This is a genomic window from Geosporobacter subterraneus DSM 17957 (assembly GCF_900142145.1).
Lineage (GTDB): Bacteria > Bacillota > Clostridia > Peptostreptococcales > Thermotaleaceae > Geosporobacter > Geosporobacter subterraneus.
In genome coordinates this window covers 1-19,407 of record NZ_FQZV01000004.1, presented here as the reverse complement: position 1 = coordinate 19,407, position 19,407 = coordinate 1, and the positions used below count along the sequence as shown (strand labels likewise).

Annotated in this window: 20 protein-coding genes, 1 pseudogene and 1 riboswitch; all 21 genes and pseudogenes read right to left on the bottom strand. The window is 43.6% G+C overall.

Going from position 1 to position 19,407, the window contains the following annotated elements; genetic code table 11:
- A partial coding sequence (locus BUB56_RS01035; protein ID WP_190014022.1) for a DUF7507 domain-containing protein occupies nt 1-1,754 on the bottom strand: 1,754 nt, incomplete at its 3' end.
- A gap of 81 nt (nt 1,755-1,835) precedes the next feature.
- Nucleotides 1,836-1,924: riboswitch (cyclic di-GMP riboswitch) on the bottom strand.
- Nucleotides 1,925-2,157: 233 nt separating this feature from the next.
- Nucleotides 2,158-2,562 (bottom strand): F0F1 ATP synthase subunit epsilon, encoded by a 405-nt coding sequence (locus BUB56_RS01030; protein WP_110939523.1) that lies wholly within the window; start codon nt 2,560-2,562, stop codon nt 2,158-2,160.
- 161 nt (nt 2,563-2,723) lie between these two features.
- The gene (atpD, locus tag BUB56_RS01025) at nt 2,724-4,121 is read right to left on the bottom strand and encodes a F0F1 ATP synthase subunit beta (protein ID WP_110939522.1); all 1,398 of its coding nucleotides are present in this window, start codon (nt 4,119-4,121) and stop codon (nt 2,724-2,726) included.
- 142 nt (nt 4,122-4,263) lie between these two features.
- Nucleotides 4,264-5,127 carry an ATP synthase F1 subunit gamma gene (gene atpG / locus BUB56_RS01020; protein ID WP_110939521.1) on the bottom strand — a complete coding sequence of 288 codons (864 nt, stop codon included), beginning with the start codon at nt 5,125-5,127 and terminating at the stop codon, nt 4,264-4,266.
- Nucleotides 5,128-5,377: 250 nt separating this feature from the next.
- Nucleotides 5,378-6,892, bottom strand: coding sequence for a F0F1 ATP synthase subunit alpha (gene atpA / locus BUB56_RS01015; RefSeq protein ID WP_110939520.1), 1,515 nt, complete (start codon nt 6,890-6,892; stop codon nt 5,378-5,380).
- A 20-nt stretch (nt 6,893-6,912) separates the two neighbouring features.
- Nucleotides 6,913-7,455 (bottom strand): F0F1 ATP synthase subunit delta, encoded by a 543-nt coding sequence (locus BUB56_RS01010; protein WP_110939519.1) that lies wholly within the window; start codon nt 7,453-7,455, stop codon nt 6,913-6,915.
- Nucleotides 7,443-7,952 carry a F0F1 ATP synthase subunit B gene (atpF, locus tag BUB56_RS01005; RefSeq protein WP_242946185.1) on the bottom strand — a complete coding sequence of 170 codons (510 nt, stop codon included), beginning with the start codon at nt 7,950-7,952 and terminating at the stop codon, nt 7,443-7,445. The genes BUB56_RS01010 and atpF overlap by 13 nt, the downstream gene beginning before the upstream one ends.
- 73 nt (nt 7,953-8,025) lie before the next feature.
- Nucleotides 8,026-8,292: an ATP synthase F0 subunit C gene (gene atpE / locus BUB56_RS01000; protein WP_069976411.1), complete on the bottom strand. Its 267-nt coding sequence runs from the start codon at nt 8,290-8,292 to the stop codon at nt 8,026-8,028.
- A 122-nt stretch (nt 8,293-8,414) separates the two neighbouring features.
- The gene (atpE, locus tag BUB56_RS20475; RefSeq protein WP_456297982.1) at nt 8,415-8,696 is read right to left on the bottom strand and encodes an ATP synthase F0 subunit C; all 282 of its coding nucleotides are present in this window, start codon (nt 8,694-8,696) and stop codon (nt 8,415-8,417) included.
- Nucleotides 8,676-8,927, bottom strand: a pseudogene (locus tag BUB56_RS20470) (ATP synthase Fo subunit C); the annotation flags it as partial. The pseudogene BUB56_RS20470 and the gene atpE (BUB56_RS20475), both read right to left, overlap by 21 nt.
- Before the next feature lie 67 nt (nt 8,928-8,994).
- Entirely contained in the window at nt 8,995-9,696 is a 702-nt protein-coding gene (gene atpB / locus BUB56_RS00990; protein ID WP_110939518.1) for a F0F1 ATP synthase subunit A, read from the bottom strand.
- Nucleotides 9,696-10,103, bottom strand: coding sequence for an ATP synthase subunit I (locus BUB56_RS00985; protein WP_110939517.1), 408 nt, complete (start codon nt 10,101-10,103; stop codon nt 9,696-9,698). The genes atpB and BUB56_RS00985 overlap by 1 nt, the downstream gene beginning before the upstream one ends.
- A 289-nt stretch (nt 10,104-10,392) precedes the next feature.
- Entirely contained in the window at nt 10,393-10,614 is a 222-nt protein-coding gene (locus BUB56_RS00980) for an AtpZ/AtpI family protein (RefSeq protein ID WP_242946184.1), read from the bottom strand.
- Nucleotides 10,615-10,866: 252 nt separating this feature from the next.
- Nucleotides 10,867-11,520, bottom strand: a complete 654-nt coding sequence (locus tag BUB56_RS00975) for a 3-oxoacid CoA-transferase subunit B (protein ID WP_110939516.1) — start codon at nt 11,518-11,520, stop codon at nt 10,867-10,869.
- Nucleotide 11,521: 1 nt separating this feature from the next.
- Nucleotides 11,522-12,175 (bottom strand): acetate CoA-transferase subunit alpha, encoded by a 654-nt coding sequence (gene atoD / locus BUB56_RS00970; RefSeq protein ID WP_110939515.1) that lies wholly within the window; start codon nt 12,173-12,175, stop codon nt 11,522-11,524.
- Between the two features lie 419 nt (nt 12,176-12,594).
- Nucleotides 12,595-13,407, bottom strand: a complete 813-nt coding sequence (locus BUB56_RS00965; protein ID WP_110939514.1) for a beta-keto acid cleavage family enzyme — start codon at nt 13,405-13,407, stop codon at nt 12,595-12,597.
- A 463-nt stretch (nt 13,408-13,870) separates the two neighbouring features.
- Complete coding sequence (locus BUB56_RS00960; protein WP_110939513.1) at nt 13,871-15,229, bottom strand: aminotransferase family protein; 1,359 nt, start codon at nt 15,227-15,229, stop codon at nt 13,871-13,873.
- A gap of 421 nt (nt 15,230-15,650) precedes the next feature.
- Nucleotides 15,651-15,998, bottom strand: coding sequence for a DUF3870 domain-containing protein (locus BUB56_RS00955; protein WP_242946188.1), 348 nt, complete (start codon nt 15,996-15,998; stop codon nt 15,651-15,653).
- Nucleotides 15,999-16,076: 78 nt separating this feature from the next.
- Complete coding sequence (gene wecB / locus BUB56_RS00950) at nt 16,077-17,204, bottom strand: non-hydrolyzing UDP-N-acetylglucosamine 2-epimerase (RefSeq protein WP_110939511.1); 1,128 nt, start codon at nt 17,202-17,204, stop codon at nt 16,077-16,079.
- 208 nt (nt 17,205-17,412) lie between these two features.
- Nucleotides 17,413-18,450: a glycosyltransferase family 4 protein gene (locus tag BUB56_RS00945; RefSeq protein ID WP_408606932.1), complete on the bottom strand. Its 1,038-nt coding sequence runs from the start codon at nt 18,448-18,450 to the stop codon at nt 17,413-17,415.
- 88 nt (nt 18,451-18,538) lie between these two features.
- Entirely contained in the window at nt 18,539-18,976 is a 438-nt protein-coding gene (locus BUB56_RS00940) for a deoxycytidylate deaminase (protein WP_110939509.1), read from the bottom strand.
- Between the last annotated feature and the right edge of the window lie 431 nt (nt 18,977-19,407).

Genomic DNA, 19,407 nt, shown 5'->3' with positions numbered 1-19,407 from the left:
CCTGGGTCTCCTGGATCACCTGGATCGCCTGGGTCTCCTGGATCGCCTGGATCGGCAAGGGTTATCACTGCTTGGTCAGAGTCTGTCAATTCTTTATCTTTGTAGTATCCAACGACCTTTACAGTGTTGGTAAACATGCCTTCGATAAAGAGATGACTATTTTCATCGGTAATCTCCAAGGTAGTTGTAAAAGTCTCAAACCCATCTGCTGCTAAGGTTTCTATAGTGTTGCTCCAACCAAGGACCTCGTCGATAATGGTGATATTTTTTAATGGCTCTTTCGGTTCGTAAAAGTATTGCGTTGTATTGGTAACTACGAAGGTATAGGTTACAACATCACCAATCTTTACTTCTTCCATATCAGCTGATTTCTCAACTGTGATGCCAGGTACGGCACATTGTTGTCCACTGCTGGCTTTCACATCGTGCTGAATTCCATCTACTAAGATCTTAAGTGTGTTAGGTCCGGCTACCGTTAAGGTTTCAAAAAAGAAATCGCTGTTTGCAGGAGCAATTAGAATGCCAACTTGAGCTGTACCAACTAGCTCGTAAACAAATTCTACATCAAAGTCATTCATATTTCTAACACGCCATTTACGGGTTTCATCGGGATCATCAGAGCACATAGAGGTTAATAATAGTTTCCTGAATACTGTTGCACTATCCTCATCCCATACTTCTTGGGTTGCTGTTACCTTAGCTGTATTTACCAATGGAAATTCAGCTTCCTCTGGTATTGTGTAGACTTGGCTGAAAGCAACGGATTGACCAATGTTAAGATTTCCAATATTATAGCTCCATTCTTCACCAAACATAGGATCCTTTACTACTACACCAGTTAAGTTCATGGTTCCTGTGTTGGTTACAGTAAAACTATAGGCAATGGTTTCGTTGGGCTTTGCATATTCTGCGTCTACAATCTTTTCTATTTGGATTGCTGGGATTTTTACAACGCATTTTGTCAACTTGATTTCATTGCTCCATAATACTCCTGTTCCTGGATGACCTGGCCTTTGATACGCCTTAAACATGTAGATTCCATTAGGGCCGTTGGGATTGTCCATAGGATTGTAGGTTAGTTTTTGACTCTTGCCACTTGCCAAAGCATCGATAGTTCCGGTGGCAATGATCACTCCGTTTTTAGGATTGCCCGATGCAGTCCAATATAGCTCCCAAGTTGAAGTTCCTTGCATATTTTTTGAGCTATGACCATTTTTAACGGTTGCCCAAATCTCATCGCAGTTTCCTCCCTGGCCTGTAAAGCTAAGAGAACTTTTATCCCAGACTGGTCCAAAAACTAGGGGTATCATCAATTCTTCTACTAGTGCTTCTTCAGGATTGTGGTTTAGTTCTTCATTCTCTAGCATTTCTTCTGTCACTTCTTCTGTCACTTCTTCTACAGCTTCCTCTTCTGTCACTTCTTCTGTCACTTCTTCTGCCACTTCTTCTGCCACTTCTTCTGCCACTTCTTCTGCCACTTCTTCTGCCACTTCTTCTGCCACTTCTTCTGCCACTTCTTCTGTCACTTCTTCTATGGCTTCCTCTTCTGTCACTTCTTCTGTCACTTCTTCTATGGCTTCCTCTTCTGTCACTTCTTCTGCCACTTCTTCTATAGCTTCCTCTTCGTCAATCTGCTGCAATTGGGTCTGTTGGTCCTCTCCATATGAAATGGTTGCCATGCTGGAGAATGTACCCAATACCAACAGGGTAAATATGATGAGGAAGGCCAATGGCTTGTTTCGCAGTCTTTTCATAATTTCACCTCTTTCAATTTTAAAGATCACCACATCCAGTAGGTTTTAATATATAAAAAGGCTGCCAAAATAGGTTTCTATTTTGGCAGCCGATCGATCATTGAATCCTGAGACTCTTTAGACATCAGACTTTGCGTCCCATTCTTTCAAATGGTTTGCCTTTATCATTTTTATATTTAATATATGTTATTGATATGAATTTTAGACATTAGCTAATATGGATTATGCTTTCCCAGCTATTATTATAATGATACCGTCTTATTCTGCTGCTAAACATTTTTAAAAATAAATTTTTAGTATTTGTTTTTCGTTTAAATTTCTTAGCCACAAACCTATGTTCTAGAAAACACAAGCCTTAGAAATGCAAAGACTCCCCAACATTCCTGTTCGGGAGTCTCTAGCTTTAATCTCGCTTTGCAATTTTCAATCGGTTTAATGCTCTTTCCAATGCCAGTTGCGCACGCACCACATCTACTCCTGCATGAGCACTTTTCATTCTTTCTTCTGCACGATCTACCGCACGCTTCGCCCGCTCGACATCAATCTCTTCAGGCCACTCAGCGGAGTCGGTGATAATCGTGGTCTTATCCTGCCGTACCTGAACAAATCCTCCGGCACAAGCAGCTTCTGTATAGACACCGTCCTTTTTGATTTTAACCGTACCTATGGCAAGGGGACTGACCAGGGACATATGGTTTTTCAAAATACCCAAGTCACCCTCAGAGGTTCTGACTACTGCCATATCCACATCATCCTCAAAAAACTTTCGGTCCGGTGTAACAATTTCCAATCGAAATGTTGAAGCCATTTGTTCACCTCCGCGTATGCCGTTTTTCTCAAGAGCCTGTCATTCATGACCTTCCTTAAATAACTTCACAAATCGGTTTAAATCACTTTACTCGATCATCTAAGATGCCCAAAGACCGACTGTAGTAACGGCTAACGGCTAACTGCTAACAGCTAACCAAATTATTCATTTCCTTTTTTAGCCTTTTCAACTGCTTCTTCGATGCTTCCTACATAAAGGAAGGCTGACTCCGGAAGATCATCGTGCTTGCCTTCAAGAATCTCCTTAAAGCCTCTGACTGTTTCCTTCAAAGGAACATATTTGCCTGGCGACCCGGTAAACTGTTCAGCAACGTGGAATGGTTGTGATAAGAATCTTTGAATCTTTCTTGCACGGGCAACCGTCAACTTATCTTCATCGGACAATTCATCCATACCAAGGATTGCGATGATATCCTGAAGTTCCTTATAACGTTGAAGTACTTCCTGAACACCACGGGCTACAAGATAGTGCTCCTCTCCTAAGATGTTAGGATCCATAATTCTGGAACTGGAATCCAGTGGGTCCACCGCCGGGTAAATACCCAGCTCAGAAATCGAACGGGAAAGAACTGTCGTTGCATCCAAGTGGGCAAAGGTTGTAGCCGGTGCCGGGTCAGTTAAGTCATCGGCAGGTACATAAACAGCCTGCACCGATGTGATAGAACCCTTCTTTGTTGAAGTGATTCTCTCCTGCAATAGTCCCATCTCCGTTGCCAAAGTTGGCTGATAACCAACGGCACTAGGCATACGGCCTAGCAGTGCCGATACTTCTGAACCCGCTTGGGTAAATCTGAATATATTGTCGATGAACAGCAGTACGTCCTGTCCCTCTTGATCTCTAAAGTGCTCTGCCATTGTAAGTCCTGAAAGGGCTACACGCATTCTTGCTCCTGGGGGCTCGTTCATCTGACCGAATACCATGGTGGTCTTATCGATAACTCCAGACTCGATCATTTCATGGTACAAGTCATTTCCTTCTCTTGTACGCTCTCCAACCCCTGCGAATACAGAAAGTCCACCGTGCTCCTTGGCGATATTATTAATCAACTCCTGGATCAATACGGTCTTTCCTACTCCGGCACCGCCGAACAATCCTACCTTACCACCCTTTGCATAAGGAGCGATTAGGTCGATTACCTTGATACCTGTTTCGAAAATCTGCGCTGATGTTTCCTGCTCATCAAAGGCAGGAGGTTGTCTATGAATCGGGGCCTTTGCCTTTGTATTTACAGGTCCCTTTTCATCTATGGTTTCACCTAAAACGTTAAATAGTCTTCCCAGAGTTTCTTTTCCAACTGGAACTGAGATCGGAGCACCCAGGTCTACGGCCTCTACTCCTCTAACAAGTCCGTCGGTTGAGGACATGGCGATACAACGTACTGTATCATCTCCAATATGCTGGGCAACTTCTGCAGTGATCTTCCGATCTCCTACCTGAACCTCAATTGCGTTCAATAGCTCCGGAAGATTATCAGAGTTAAACTTTATATCCAAAACGGGTCCGATAATCTGGACCACTTTACCGATATTTTGCGCCATTCCGGTTCACATCCTTTCATAATAGTGCGTTGAAGGTTGTATGTTGAAGGTTGTATTTTTCCTAGGTCTATCTTTTGGGTCAACCTGTTTTGCTTTTAACATCTCTCATTCAACATTTCTCATTCAACAGTTACAGCAGATGCTACTTCAGTGCCTCTGCTCCACCAACGATTTCTGCGATTTCCTGTGTGATCGCAGCTTGACGTGCTCTGTTGTACAGCAGTGTCAAATCATCGATCATTTCTTCTGCATTGTCTGTAGCATTTTCCATGGCAACCCTTCTAGCTCCTTGTTCACTGGCTGAAGATTCCACCAACGCACCAAAAATAGTACTTTCAATATATTTAGGAACCAGATAGTCTAATACTGCTTCTGGAGAAGGCTCATAGGAAACATATTCAAAGGGCTTATTCTTACCTTTTTCCTTCTTCTCGCCAGAAAGTGGCAGCAATTTGATCATCTCTGGTTTTTGAGAAATTGTACTTACAAATTGTGTATACACCAAGTATACCTCATCGATGAGCTTGTTTTGATAAAGCTGCATCACCAGGCTGCTGATTCTTTTTGCATCACCGTAGCTGGGATCTTCAGAAATTTGAAGAAATTCACCATCCAAATCATACTTTCTGCTGCGGAAGTAGTCTCTTCCCTTAGTACCTATCGCGATTACGGATTTAGCCGGTTTATCTGCCATATGAGTAACAGCCGTCTTGATCACGTTGGCATTATAGCCGCCGCTCAGACCTCTATCACCGGTGATCACAATATAACAGGTTTTCTTGATTTCTCTTGTACTCACAAAGGGATGTTTGATCCCGCTGGTATTGGAGAAAATATCCTGAACCGTTTCTTTGATTGTATTAAAATAAGGTCGGGTCTTTTCCACCCGCTGTCTCGCTCTTCTGAGCTTTGCGGAGGAAACCAGCTCCATTGCCTTGGTGATTTGTTTTGTACTGTTTACGCTCTTGATTCTGCGCTTTACATCACGCATACCCATTCCTGCCATGTATTCACCTCCATTGCATGTTGAAGGTTGAATGTTGAATGTTGTATGTTGAGAGCCGGAAAACCACTTTTTTTCGCTTTGATTCCTAGTCTGCAGGCTCATCTCTAAGAGAAGCATAGTGATTGTGCTTGGGGCAGGCCTTGTGTCTGCCCGGCTTTCGGAACGATCACTGATCGTTCCCTACACGAACCCGTGTTACCGGCTGAAGGCTTTTAACCTTTCTCATTCAACATTTCTCATTCAACAAGTGTTATTCTTCGAGTCTAAAGATTCCCTTAAATTCTTCTATGGCTGCCTTTAATTGATTTTCCACTTCATCAGACATTACGCCGGTACTCTTGATGGATGCACCAACTTGTGGATGATTATTATCCATAAACTTCAGGAATTCCGCTTCGAAGCGCTTGATAGCCGGAACTGGAATATCCTTTAAGTATTTGTTGATTACTGCAAAGATGATCATAACCTGATGCTCTACTTTAACCGGTGCATACTGAGGCTGCTTAAGAATCTCCATGATTCTTTCCCCTTGAGCCAGACGCTCTTGGGTATCCTTATCCAGTTCTGAACCGAACTGAGCAAAGGCAGCAAGCTCTCTATACTGGGCCAACTCAAGCTTGATCTTACCTGCAACCTTCTTCATTGCCTTGATCTGTGCGTCTCCACCTACACGAGATACGGAGATACCGGCATTTACCGCCGGACGCTGCCCTGCGAAGAACAGTTCAGATTCAAGGAAGATCTGTCCGTCTGTAATAGAAATAACGTTGGTTGGAATATATGCGGATACGTCTCCCGCTTGTGTTTCGATGAACGGCAGTGCTGTTAAGGAACCGCCTCCCAGTTTATCACTCAGCTTCGCAGCTCTTTCCAGTAGTCTGCTGTGCAGGTAGAATACGTCTCCCGGATAAGCCTCACGTCCCGGCGGACGGCGAAGCAGCAAGGACATGGCACGATAAGCCACCGCGTGCTTGGATAGGTCATCGTAAATAATCAATACGTCTTTGCCTGCATGCATGAATTCTTCACCCATTGCACAGCCGGCATAGGGTGCGATGTACTGTAGTGGCGCCAGTTCGCTGGCTGTAGCCGATACGATGATCGTATAATCCATAGCCCCTCTGTCTTCCAGTACCTTAACGATTTGAGCTACTGTAGATTTCTTCTGTCCGATGGCTACATAAATACATATTACATTTTCTTCTTTTTGGTTAATGATGGTATCGATGGCGATGGCCGTTTTACCGGTCTGTCTATCTCCGATAATCAACTCACGTTGTCCTCTTCCGATAGGTATCATGGCATCGATAGCCTTGATGCCGGTTTGCAGCGGCTGGTGTACAGACTTTCTGTCAACAACCCCGGGGGCAGCGGACTCTACCGGTCGGAACTTTTCTGTCTTGATCGGTCCTTTTCCATCGATAGGCTGTCCCAGAGCATTTACTACACGTCCGATCAGCGCATCTCCAACAGGTACCTCAACAACTCTTCCCGTACGCTTTACGATATCGCCCTCACGAATCTTATCGTCAGAACCCATCAGTACACAGCCTACGTTGTCTTCTTCAAGGTTTAAAGCCATACCATATACACCGCCGGGAAACTCTAACAATTCTCCCGACATACATTTGTCTAATCCGTGAATTCTGGCGATACCGTCACCAACCTGAATAACAGTACCAACATCTGTAACTTGAAGTTTATTCTCATATCTTTTAATCTGCTCTTTAATAATTGAGCTAATTTCTTCAGGTCTGAGATTCATTGTCATATCACCCCTATTACCTATACTATTATTTGTGCAAGGTCTTCCTGCAGCTTATTCAGACGACTCTGGATGGTACCGTCAATGACTTGATCCCCGATACGCACCAGCATTCCACCAATGATGGCAGGGTCTATCTGATTCTTCAGATAAACACGCTTTCCAGTTACCACTGTCAGTTTTGCAACCAGCTTTGCCTGTTCCTCACTTTTGAGGGGTACAGTTGTAACTGCCACAGCCTCCACCACATTATTGTGTTCGTTGGCAAGCTTATGGTATTCCTTCGCGATATATTCTAAAACTCCGGTTCTTCTTTTATCTAACAATATCTTTAAAAAATTCATCATTTCATCGGTAAGGCGGCCCTTGAAAACATTCTCAATAATGCTCTTCTTCTCTTCATTTCCGATCTGCGGCGTCTTGAAAATCTCATAAAAATCGGGATGCTGTTCGAAGGTTTGCAGCACAAAATTAAGCTCTTTTTCAAAGTCATCAATCCGATTGACTTCCAGGGCTACTTCAAAGAGGGCTTGGGCATAAGTTCTTGCTGCTAGTTGTGCCATTTTGCTTCCCCTACCTCGTCAATAAATTCATTGATCAGTTGACTGTGTTCCTTCACATCAAGATTCTTATTGATGATCTTGCCTGCTGCCGCTACAGCCATTGCAGCCACTTCATTTTTCAATGCGTTTACAGCTTTTTGCTGTTCCCTCTTAATTTCCGCTTCTGCTCGCTCTTTGATCTTGCTTGCTTCCTCCTGAGCACTCTTAACGATTTCATTGGCCCGGTCTTCTGCTCGCTTAGAAGCCTCTTTTATGATTTCACGGCCCTCATCTTGGGCACCTGCTAATTTTAACTGATATTCTTGCATCAACTTGTCTGCTTGAGCATTTTTATCATCGGCTTCCTGCATAGATTCTACGATAGAATTCTGTCTCGCTGCCATAAACTCTGTTACCGGCTTGAACAACAGCTTCTTTAGGATAATGTATAGAATAATCGTATTGATGATCTGAAATGCAAGGTTCCAATTTATTTCCACCAATCCAGCTTTCATCATAGGAATGTCCTCCTCTCTCAAGGGATAATCATAAGCAGGAGATGGTCACCCCATCTCCCTGCGCTTTTCTATTTTATAAAAGTCCGATTAGTGGATTTGCAAATAGAAGAATTAACGCAATAATTAAACCATAAATACCTGTTGTCTCTGCAACTGCTGCACCTAAAAGCATTGTTCTTACGATGTCTGCCTGTGCCTCCGGCTGTCTTCCAACACCTTCCGCACCTTTACCTGCTGCATACCCCTGACCGATACCAGGTCCGATACCTGCAATCATTGCCAATCCTGCTCCAATTGCTGAACATGCTAATATTAATGCTCTTCCTGTAATAGGTTCCATTGAAAATTTCCTCCTTTTTTATCACCCAAAATATTCTTTTATTCGTAGCTTGCCAATTACTAATCACGATCATACGGTATATGATCTATTCTCATGTTTGCTTATAAAATTTTACAACGCTTCTATAATAATCTTACCAATGGATTGGCGAACATGAGTACCAAGGATATTATTAAGGCATAAATACCGGTAGTCTGCGCTACTGCCTGGCCAAGGAACATGGCTCTAACGACATTGGATTGATATTGGGGTCTTCTTCCGGTTGCTTCTGTACCCTTTCCGGCGGCATAACCCTGTCCAATGCCCGGTCCTATTCCTGCGATCATAGATAGCCCAGCCCCAATGGCTGAAGCGGCAAGAATCAGAACTGCTCCCTGCTGTGTAACCAGCGGATTACCAAACAATAGAATTAATGCAACTACTAGCGCCAATATACCCGAAGTTTCTGCAACAGCAGCTCCTAATAGCATTACCATTGTAGCCTGTTTTGAGGCCTTTGGATTAATGCTCACTGCTTCTGCTCCTTTACCTGCTGCATATCCCTGACCTACCCCCGGTCCGATTCCCGCAATCATAGCAAAACCTGCTCCGATTGCTGAAGCTGCAAGGATGAGGGCCTTTCGATCAAAGGTCATAAGCCAAGTAAGGAACCGAACAATAAAATTGGCATTGTCCATCCTTTTCCCTCCTTAATGAGATGGCTTAATCCATTGCAATAGAGACAAATACCATTGTCAACATAGCAAATATAAACGACTGCAATACGCCTGCGAATACGTCAAAGTATAAGTGAAATACTGTTGGTATCGCAGTTTGGAACACCGGAATATTCGGTATTCCCACCGACTGGCTCAGCGTTGCAAGGGCACCATAAAGCAAATTCATAATGATCAACCCTCCAACGATGTTGCCGAAGAGACGGAATGATAGTGAAATTGGCGTTGCCAGCTCCCCTATTACATTTAGGGGCAGCATAACCGGGAAAGGTTCCAGAAAACCTTTTAGGTATCTACCAACTCCTTTTCTCTTCATTCCGAAGAAATGGATCATAAAAAATGTCATCAATGCCAATGCCATGGTGGTGTTTACATCGGCTGTCGGTGGTCTGAATCCGAACAGTCCTGCCAGGTTTGCACAAACTAGATACATCAAAAGCGTACCGATATAGGGTGCAAAGGCTTTTTTGTCTTCTCCCATGGTCTGAGCAGTGAGTTTATAAATCGCCTCTACTAACAGTTCGACTACATTTTGCAATCCTCGGGGCACCTTTTCGAACCTTCTGGTTGCGACCAGTGCAAATATGGTTAGGACTGCCATTATAATCCAGGTAGTAGTCACGGTTTCTGTGATTAGAATCCCTCCAGGCAACTCAAATATGACTCTTGCGCCAAATCCTCCTTCCACTATTCTTCCTCCTTTCTGATGAAGATTCTTTTGAAAAAGTTTATATCATTAAATAGGTTTGTTACAACAACGACAAACTTGATGAGGAACAAACCTAGTACTGCCCCAAGGACGTTTAAGTAATCGGCTTTTATTGACACAAAAATAACAATCCCATTGATCATATATCGTATAAAATATCTAGACCCTGCATAAACTTGGGCCTGCCCCGGGGTCATCTTGACCGCCTTTTCCAGGGTAAGGGCCAAATTGCGAAAGTTTAGGATACCAATGAGGGTACCAAAGATTAATGCATAAATAAAGGGCAAAGGTTTTTCTAAAAACAACGCTGAACATCCGGCAAAGACAGCTGCCGCTATCAGCGTATATTTGAAAATCTTAACTTGTATATCCCAAGTGTACCCCAAGGGTTCACACTTCCTTTCGTAAGGGCTGGTGTTTTTTTTCGGAACGGCGCAGAAACTCTATGACTACACGAACTGTCACCCTGAGCGCAGCGAATGGGTCTAAGATCCTTCGACTCCGTTTCACTTTGCTCAGGATGACAAATTATGGATTGCGTTGACGTTTATCTCTGCAGAACGACGAGGGCGTCGTTCCCTACTTAATTGGTTTCGTTGAAACGGTCCTTGTGTATGCCCGTTTTTAGCCATTGTAGGGGTCGCATATCATGGGACCCGCCATCCTATTGATTTATCATTTTTTCTTCATATCTCTCATAGCGATTTTATATACACTGACAAAGGATGCCAGGACACTTATGCATATGAAAAGAATCAGGAAAATATTCCCTGTCTGCAGCTTTTCATCAAGCCGGTTCCCCATCCATACCCCTGCAAGGATTGGCAGCACCATGGATAAACCGATATAACTTAAAAGAGAAAGGTTCTTCAGCGCTTTCATAGGGTCATTTGTCATGGCATACCCCTCCCTATAACATTATATCAATTGTAGTTTAAATATACAAATATTTCAGTATACATCTAAATATTATTTTAACAATCCAATAAAATTACATAAAGTTTATATTTCGACTTTTTTTTTATTTTTCCTTCAGTGCTTACAATAATTTTTTATGAACAAACAATATAAATAATAATTGATAAAATTTTAAGCAGCCCTGGTATTTCCATGACTGCTTTTAGTATCTCTCTAAGGCTTGATTTTATGCTATACTGTCATATCCTTTAAAGGATCTGCAATAATTAACTCTGCTTCTGTTGCCGCCTTGATATCCTCAACCGTATAGGCTGGATTAATTTCTAACAATACCAAACCCTCCGGCTTTACTGCCATAACGCCCATTTCTGTAATGATGAGATCTACTTCAGCCACAGCGGTTAAAGGCAGGGTACATTCCTTAAGAATCTTGGCCTTTCCTTTTGCCGTATGCTCCATAGCCACGATTACTTTCTTTGCTCCTGAAACGAGATCCATGGCACCGCCCATGCCCGGCACCAATTTTCCTGGAATCATCCAATTAGCAAGGTTGCCCTTTTGATCTACCTGCAACGCTCCCAATACTGTTGCTGCTACATGTCCCCCTCGGATAATTGCAAAGGAGGTTGCGCTATCAAAAAAAGCGGCCCCAGGCATCAAAGTAACATTTAGTCCCCCAGCGTTTACCAGGTCCTTTTCTTCCTTTCCTGCCTCAGGAGCAGGGCCCATTCCTACAAATCCATTCTCTGACTGTAAAATAATATCTACACCCTCCGGTATATAGTTGGCTACGAGGGTAGGCAGCCCAATGCCCAGGTTAACCACATCCCCATCCTTCAACTCCTTGGCAACTCTTTTCGCGATAATTTCACGAATATTGTCCATGCTATTTTCCCCCTTCCACGATCATGTCTACGAAGATTCCCGGTGTCATAACCTCGTTGGGATGAATTTCCCCCGTTTCGACTAAAGTCTCTGCTTCTACGATCACCAGATCTGCGGCCATGGCCATAAGAGGATTGAAATTCCGAGCTGCATAATTATAGTAGATATTTCCTTTTTTATCCACCTTTGCTCCCTTTAATAGGGCTACATCGGCACGAATCGGTTCTTCTACAAGATAGGTTTTCCCTTGAACCACAACCTTTTGCTTACCCTCTTCCACAATCGTTCCTAAACCTGTAGGGGTGAGGATTCCACCCAGTCCTGCACCTCCTGCCCGAACCTGTTCTGCTAAGGTTCCCTGAGGCACCAGTACAACTTCTATTTCTCCTGCATTCATTTGTCTTCCTGTTTCAGGGTTGGTTCCGATGTGGGAAACGATTGCCTTCTTCACCTGCTTATTTACGATTAAACGGCCAATACCTTTATCTGGAAAGCCGGTATCATTTCCAATCACAGTCAGATCCTTGACACCCCTCTCGATCAAGGCATCAATGAAGGTCTCCGGTGTTCCGGTTCCAAGGAAGCCACCAATCATCAAGGTCATCCCGTCTTTTATATGGCCCATTGCTTCTTCAATGGTTTTGATTTTATGCATGTACAACACCACCAATTCTTAATAATATTTCAATTATAATATTACTATAATTTTGCCATAAAATCCTCTTTTTAAAATAAATTTATTATTTCGATACCCGTTGCACGATACGCGTTGCTCCAGAAATTATTATATGATTAGGGCCAGACCTCCGTGAAGACCATTGATAAAGTCAAAAATACGGCAAAAATTCGAGTTTGTCATCCTGAGCCTTTAGTCCTGAGCGAAGCGAAGGAGCTTGCGAAGGAGCTGGGTAATTAAGCGCTTTTAGAGATTCTTCATTTCACTTCGTTACATTCAGAATGACAAAAGCCAGGGCTTTTTCAGTGGTCTTCCCACGGGTCTGCCCGAAACAATTATCCCCAGATCCGCTATGGCGGGCATAGAAACCCTCAAATGGCGGGCGTGGAAACCCGCCACTACAGGCCTAATATCCTTCTAGCTTCGTCTGGGGTGGCGATCTCTCTCCCTAATTCCTTTGCAATGCGCACCACCCGCTCAACCAGCATGGCATTGGTAGCAGGCACCCCTTTTTCATACTCCAACACATCCTCCAATCCCGTTCTCACATGGCCTCCCATAAGGATTGCCATGGTGAGCATTGGCACTTGAGATCTTCCGATACCGGAAACACTCCAGGTAGACCCCTCGGGCAAGCTTTCTATCATAAAAAGCAGATTCCTCGGTGTTCCTTCAATACTTCCCGGTACATTCATCACCAGATTGAAATGCAGGGGTGCCTTTAGAATTCCCTTCTTAAGCAGCTTCTTTGCATTAGAGATCATTCCTACATCAAAGGCTTCGATCTCCGGCTTCAAGCCATGGGCATACATCTTATGAGCCAGCGCCTCAATCAAAGCCGGATCATTGGCATTGATGCTGCTGGGGAAATTAGAAGAACCCGTAGATAAGCTGGCCATCTGGGCCGGTAAATCCAGCATTTGTCCTCTATATTCTATGGTATTTTCTCCACCCCTTGCACCGGTAGATACCTGGGTGATAATATCTATTTTTTCTTCTTCAATACGTTCAAGAACCTTTTGAAAGATAGACCGATCACTGGTAGGTTTGCCTTCCTGATCCCGCACATGGATATGGGCAATGGCGACTCCTAGTTGGCGGCATCTTTTAATCTCCTCTACGATTTCCTCTACGGTCACAGGGGTAGCCTGGTTCATAGTCTTAGTAGGTACATTCCCCGTGGGGGCTAGGGTGATGATGAGTTTTTCCATATTTATCCACTCCTTTTTACTATAATTTGATATAAGACAATTTATTCCCTGATTCGATGCACGTTGCACGTTACGCGTTACACGTTATAATACTACTTTCTCGAAGATACCTATATAATAATGTTTACTTAACCCTTTTATGTCAACGAATAATATACAGCTTCTATCTTCGGAACGGCCCAGGGGCCTTTCCCCATAGGCGTCAACCTAATCTTAATATTTCCAAATAAACTTTAGAAGCATGTCATTCTGAGCGTTAGCGAAGAATCTTATGGAACATATTCAAAATTACTTATGATTGTTAAAATATATCATCTAGCTTAAAGATCCTTCGACTCCCTTTTACTCCGCTCAGGATGACAAATTATGGGTTAAGTTGACACCTATTGGTCGTCCCCTACGATTCTAATGTTCAGGTTTAATTTTTCCTTTAGGGAACAACCCCTGTGTTGTTCCGGATTTTCTACAACACCTGCTCGCAGGTGGCTTTTATCGCTCTTTCTAATGCATCTGCCAATTCATCCGCCTGTTCCCTGGTAATATTAATCGGCGGTGCAACCAAAGTATGGTCCCCTCTCACACCATCTACGGAGCCTCCGCCAGGATATAGGATGATTCCTTCCGCCATTCCGTTTACGGTGATCTTACCCTTTACATTGTCAACACTGGCAAATGGCTCCTTTGTTTTTTGATCCTTTACAAATTCCAATCCGATCATCAGCCCCTTGCCCCGGATTTCTCCTACAATCGGGTATTTGTATAAATCACTTAATCTTTCCATTAAATAACTGCCTTGAACTGAAGCATTCTCCACATAACCATTCTTTTCTACCAGCTCCATCACAAAGTCTGCAATGCCGCAGGAGAGGGGGTTCCCTGCATAGGTGTGACCGTGTATAAACTGACCTGTCCCTTTCACCATGATGGTTTGGAAAATCTCCTCATTGGCCACGGCTGCACCGATTGGTGTATATCCGCAGCTCATCCCCTTGGCTACTGTCATAATATCCGGTACGATTCCAAAATGATCGATGCCGAATCTTTCTCCCGTTCTTCCAAAGCCGGACATTACCTCATCCACAATCAGCAGAATGTCGTACTTGTTACAAATCTCACGTACCCTTTCAAAATAGGTTTTTGTGGGGTGAGCTCCCGGACAGGCCGCACCTACCACCGCCTCCGTAATAAAGGCAGCTATATTTTGTGCTCCCTGTCTTAGGATTTCATGCTCCAGGGCTTCGGCGGCTTTGATACTGGTTTCTTCTAAGGTTTCACAGCCCCATGGATTGCGATAATGATAGAATTGCGGAATTTTAGGGAAGTTTACCAGCAGTGGGTCATAGATTTTTCTTCTTTCCGTAATCCCTGTCATGGATAGAGAGCCCAGCGTATTCCCATGGAATGCATTCCACTTGGAGATGACCTTCCACTTGCTGGTTCCCTGGCCATCCCGTTCCACAAAGTATTGTCTGGCCATTTTCATGGCTGTTTCTGTAGCTTCTGAACCGCCGGATACAAAATATACATAGTTCAGATCTCCCGGTGTCCACTGAGCCACTCTTTCTGCACAGGCTTCAATGGTGTCTACAGTCCAGCGGGAAAGATGGGTAAAGGCAATACGCTTCATCTGCTGTGCTGTATAAGCTGCCACCGCCTCATTTCCGTGACCGATATTGGCCACCGCTGATCCGGAGCAGGCATCGAGATATCGATTCCCTTTGTCATCATAAAGGTAAATGCCTTCACCTTTTTCAATCTTAGGATAATGCCAGTTTTGATTCCTGTAAAACACATTGTTCTTTGGCGCTTTGTTTTGACTCATTACAAAAACCCCCTTTAATATTGATTAATCTTGGTAGGGATGGGTTTCCATGGAGGTCACTGAAAAAGTCAAATATTATGCTATATGATTACGGTGTCATCCTGAGCCTATAGTCCTGAGCGATAGCGAAGGAGCTTGCGAAGAATCTTAGCATTTAAGCCCCTTTAAAGATTCTTCATTTCACTTCGTTGCATTCAGAATGACAAAATCTGGACTTTTTTAGTGATTTCTTTCCATTCCCACCCGTGGATGTTATATATGGACAGGCACAAAGACCTATCCTTGCGTTTCTAAATCCCTTTGATAAAATAAAAAAACCAGTACAAAAACACCTTAAGGTCAATAGATCCTTAAATGTTTTATACTGGATTTTACTCACTGAGTAATAGCGGGTTGCACAACTACCGCAAGTAAAGCAGTGTTACTTTATAATATTTTCTTCCTGCCAGGCCAGATACCTTTCAAAGGTGCCCTTCAGCGCTACACAGATCGCCTTTTGCGCCAGGCCATGATATCTTCTTTTTACCTTTTCCACTAAGGGCTCAATTCCATTTTCATGAAGATTGTAGCCAACCAAAATCTGTTTCAGAAAATCCTTAGCCTCTTCTGTTAGCAGAGTACAGGAGGAATCTTCAATGATCCCTGTCTCCTTATTGATAATCAGACCCAGACCTACTACCTTATGCATATTTGCCGCCGGGATCTCTGTGGGAAGCTTTGCATAGGATATAAAATAGACTGTATCTTCACTATACTCTTTCAAACCCATCACCTATCCTAATCCTCTACAATATCATTGTATAATGAAAAGTTCATTTGTGCAATAGTCATATTTTTCAAAAATTACTTATTGGCCAGCCTTAAAATATTTTAGGATAGCTTCCACAATGCGAAAAGAGGCTTTTCCATCTCCATAGGGATTTACCGCATTGGCCATTTCCCCATAGGCCTTCGTATCATTGAGCAGACTATGGGCTATAGAGAATATGGTTTCCTTTTCAACCCCTGCCATTTTTACCGTACCGGCCTGTACTGCCTCGGGACGCTCAGTTTCTGTGCGAAGGACTAAAACAGGCTTGCCTAAGGCCGGAGCTTCCTCTTGAATCCCTCCAGAATCTGTTAAGATCAAATAGGCTTTGGCCATCAAGTTGGCAAAGGGCTCATATTCTAAAGGTTTGATCAAGTGAACTCTTTCCATATTTCCTAGGATGCCATGGGCCAGTTCTTGCACCTTGGGATTGAGATGTACAGGAAAGACCACTTCCACATCTTCATTGTTCTCAACGATTTCCTTCATGGCAGTAAAAATGTTTACCATGGGCTGACCTAGATTTTCTCTTCGATGAGCAGTCAGCAAAACCACCTTTTTGTTTGCATAATCTATTTGATTGAGGCGCTCATCTTCAAAAACATAGTCCTTCTTTACAACCTGCAGCAAGGCATCGATCACCGTATTCCCCGTCACTAGAATCACATCATCCTTGATTCCTTCTGCTAATAAATTTTTACGGTTTCCTTCCGTTGGCGCAAAATGCAGATGGGCAAGCCGTCCCGTCAATACACGGTTCATTTCCTCCGGATAGGGAGAATACATGTTGTCACTGCGAAGTCCTGCCTCTACATGTCCTACCTTCACCTGCTGATAGAAGGCAGCTAGAGCTCCCGTAAAGGTAGTAGTGGTATCTCCATGGACTAAGATCATATGAGGCTGCACCTCTTTGATCACATCCTCCAGTCCTCGCAGCCCACGAGCTGTAATTTCGCTCAGGGTTTGTCCTGGCTGCATGATATTTAAATCGAAATCAGGCTTCAAGGAAAAAAGCTCCAGCACCTGATCCAGCATTTCCCGATGCTGAGCCGTTACACACAGAAGAGATTCAATCTCTGCATGATCCTGCAATGCGCGAACTACGGGAGCCATCTTAATCGCCTCTGGCCTTGTCCCAAATATAGAGAGTATTTTTACTTTATCCATTGTTCCACCCCATGTCATTTATATAAAAAAGCATCTTCGATGCTTTCGCTAGGAAACCCTAGGTTTCCTTCGACGGCTGCACGGCAGCCTGAGCACCTTCCTGAATGCGGGCAGGGGATTTCATCCCCTACAACCCCTCTTTTTATATAATAGGAAAGCAGAACTTTCCTATTATATAAAAACAGCCTGACGGTGTCAGGCTTTTTTTCTATTCCTTTTCACTTCGTTTTTGTTTTTGGAAATCCACTGCATTTATGCTGATATACATCATGGCACTGGCTAGAAGCAATACCAGCATGGAGTCAAGCACTTTGCTGTTGGAATAAAAAGCCGCACTTAGGCCTAAAGTAGCGCTTACACTATAAAGAATGAGCACTGTTCTCTTCTGCCCCATCCCTGCAGAAAGCAAACGATGATGCAGATGGCCCTTGTCAGGCTCCATGATAGGCCGTCCATTCAAGGCTCTTCGGCAAATGGCAAAGGTGGTGTCAAAGATGGGTACCCCCAGTGCCAATACGGGCACCACTGTAGCCAAGGCTGTGGCCCCCTTTACGGCACCATCAATAGAAATCGCCGCAAGCATAAATCCTAGGAATAGAGACCCCGTATCTCCCATAAATATCTTAGCGGGATTAAAATTATAGGGTAAAAACCCGCTGGCCGCCCCTGCGATGGCCAAGGTCATGATAGCCGTTTCCGGTCTTTCCACTACATGAGCTACATAGGCCAGAGATAGTGCCGCAATGGTTGCAACACCTGCCGCTAATCCATCCAATCCATCGATGAGGTTTAAAGTATTGGTAATCCCTACAATCCAGAAAATGGTTACCGGAATGCTGAATATGCCTAAATATATTGCTTTTCCTTCCATAAAAGGTATATTAAACTTTCCAATCCTTAGGCCAAAATAAACTAGAATTCCGGCACATAGTATTTGCACCGCCAGCTTTGTCTTGGCTGATAAGGGCTTTATGTCATCGAATATTCCCATGATTACAATGATAGTTCCCCCCAGGAGCATACCGATCATTTCCCTATCAATGGGCAAGATCACCAGTACGCTAATCACAACTCCTGCATATATCGCCAGGCCTCCCATGCGTGGAATCGGATTTTTATGCACCCTTCGATCATCCTTTGGAACGTCAATCGCTCCCAACCGATAGGCCAATCTTTTTGCCACCGGAGTCAAGCTTAAGGAAATAATCAAGGCAATAAAAAATACTAAATAGTATTGATTCACCATAAACACTCCTTGTTGATATCATATCAGTGTAATTTTACCCGAAAATCGATTTAAAATCAACTTTTCCCTGTTAATTTTCAGTAATTCCCTATTTGCAGACCAGCTCCATCCCCGCTTCTTCTAGCATTGCCATAGATAGGGCATCGGGATACGTTCCTTTGAAAATAATTTTTTTTATTCCTGCATTGATCGCCATCTTAGCACATAGGATACAGGGTTGTAGTGTAGCATATAAGGTTGCCCCTTCAATACTGACCCCATGGTAAGCTGCCTGTATGATGGCGTTTTGTTCCGCATGAAGGCCGCGGCACAGCTCGTGGCGTTCACCGGAGGGAATCCCTTGTTTTTCCCGGATACAACCCACATCCAAGCAGTGGGCAGTTCCTGAGGGCGCACCGTTGTAGCCTGTTGCCAATATTCTCTTATTTTTTACAATCACAGCACCGACTTTTCTGCGCAGGCATGTTGAACGGGTTTTTGCGATCTCTGCCATCTCCATAAAATAATCATCCCAATCGGGGCGCATCTTTTGTCCTCCTTTTTCTAGGTACAAGGTTCGAGGTACAGGTAAAAACACCTTTACCTTTATGTATGACGAATACTCACGTTGTTTTGTTTCATATTCTTATCATAGGCGTCAACTTAACCCATAATTTGTCATCCTGAGCGGAGTAAAACGGAGTCGAAGGATCTTTAAGCTAGATGATATATTCTGATAATCAAAAGTAATCTTGCTTATGTTTTATAAGATTCTTCGCTAACGCTCAGAATGACATGCTTCTAAGGTTTATTTGGAAATAATTGGATTACGTTGACGCCTATGATATTCTTATTAACCTATGATTGAAAATTTCCGTATCTAACGGAACGATCGATGATCGTTCCCTACAGTAGGGGCAGGCCTTGTGTCTGCCCGCTATGTCTCGGTGCGGCAGGGTCGTCGTACCCTACACTTAA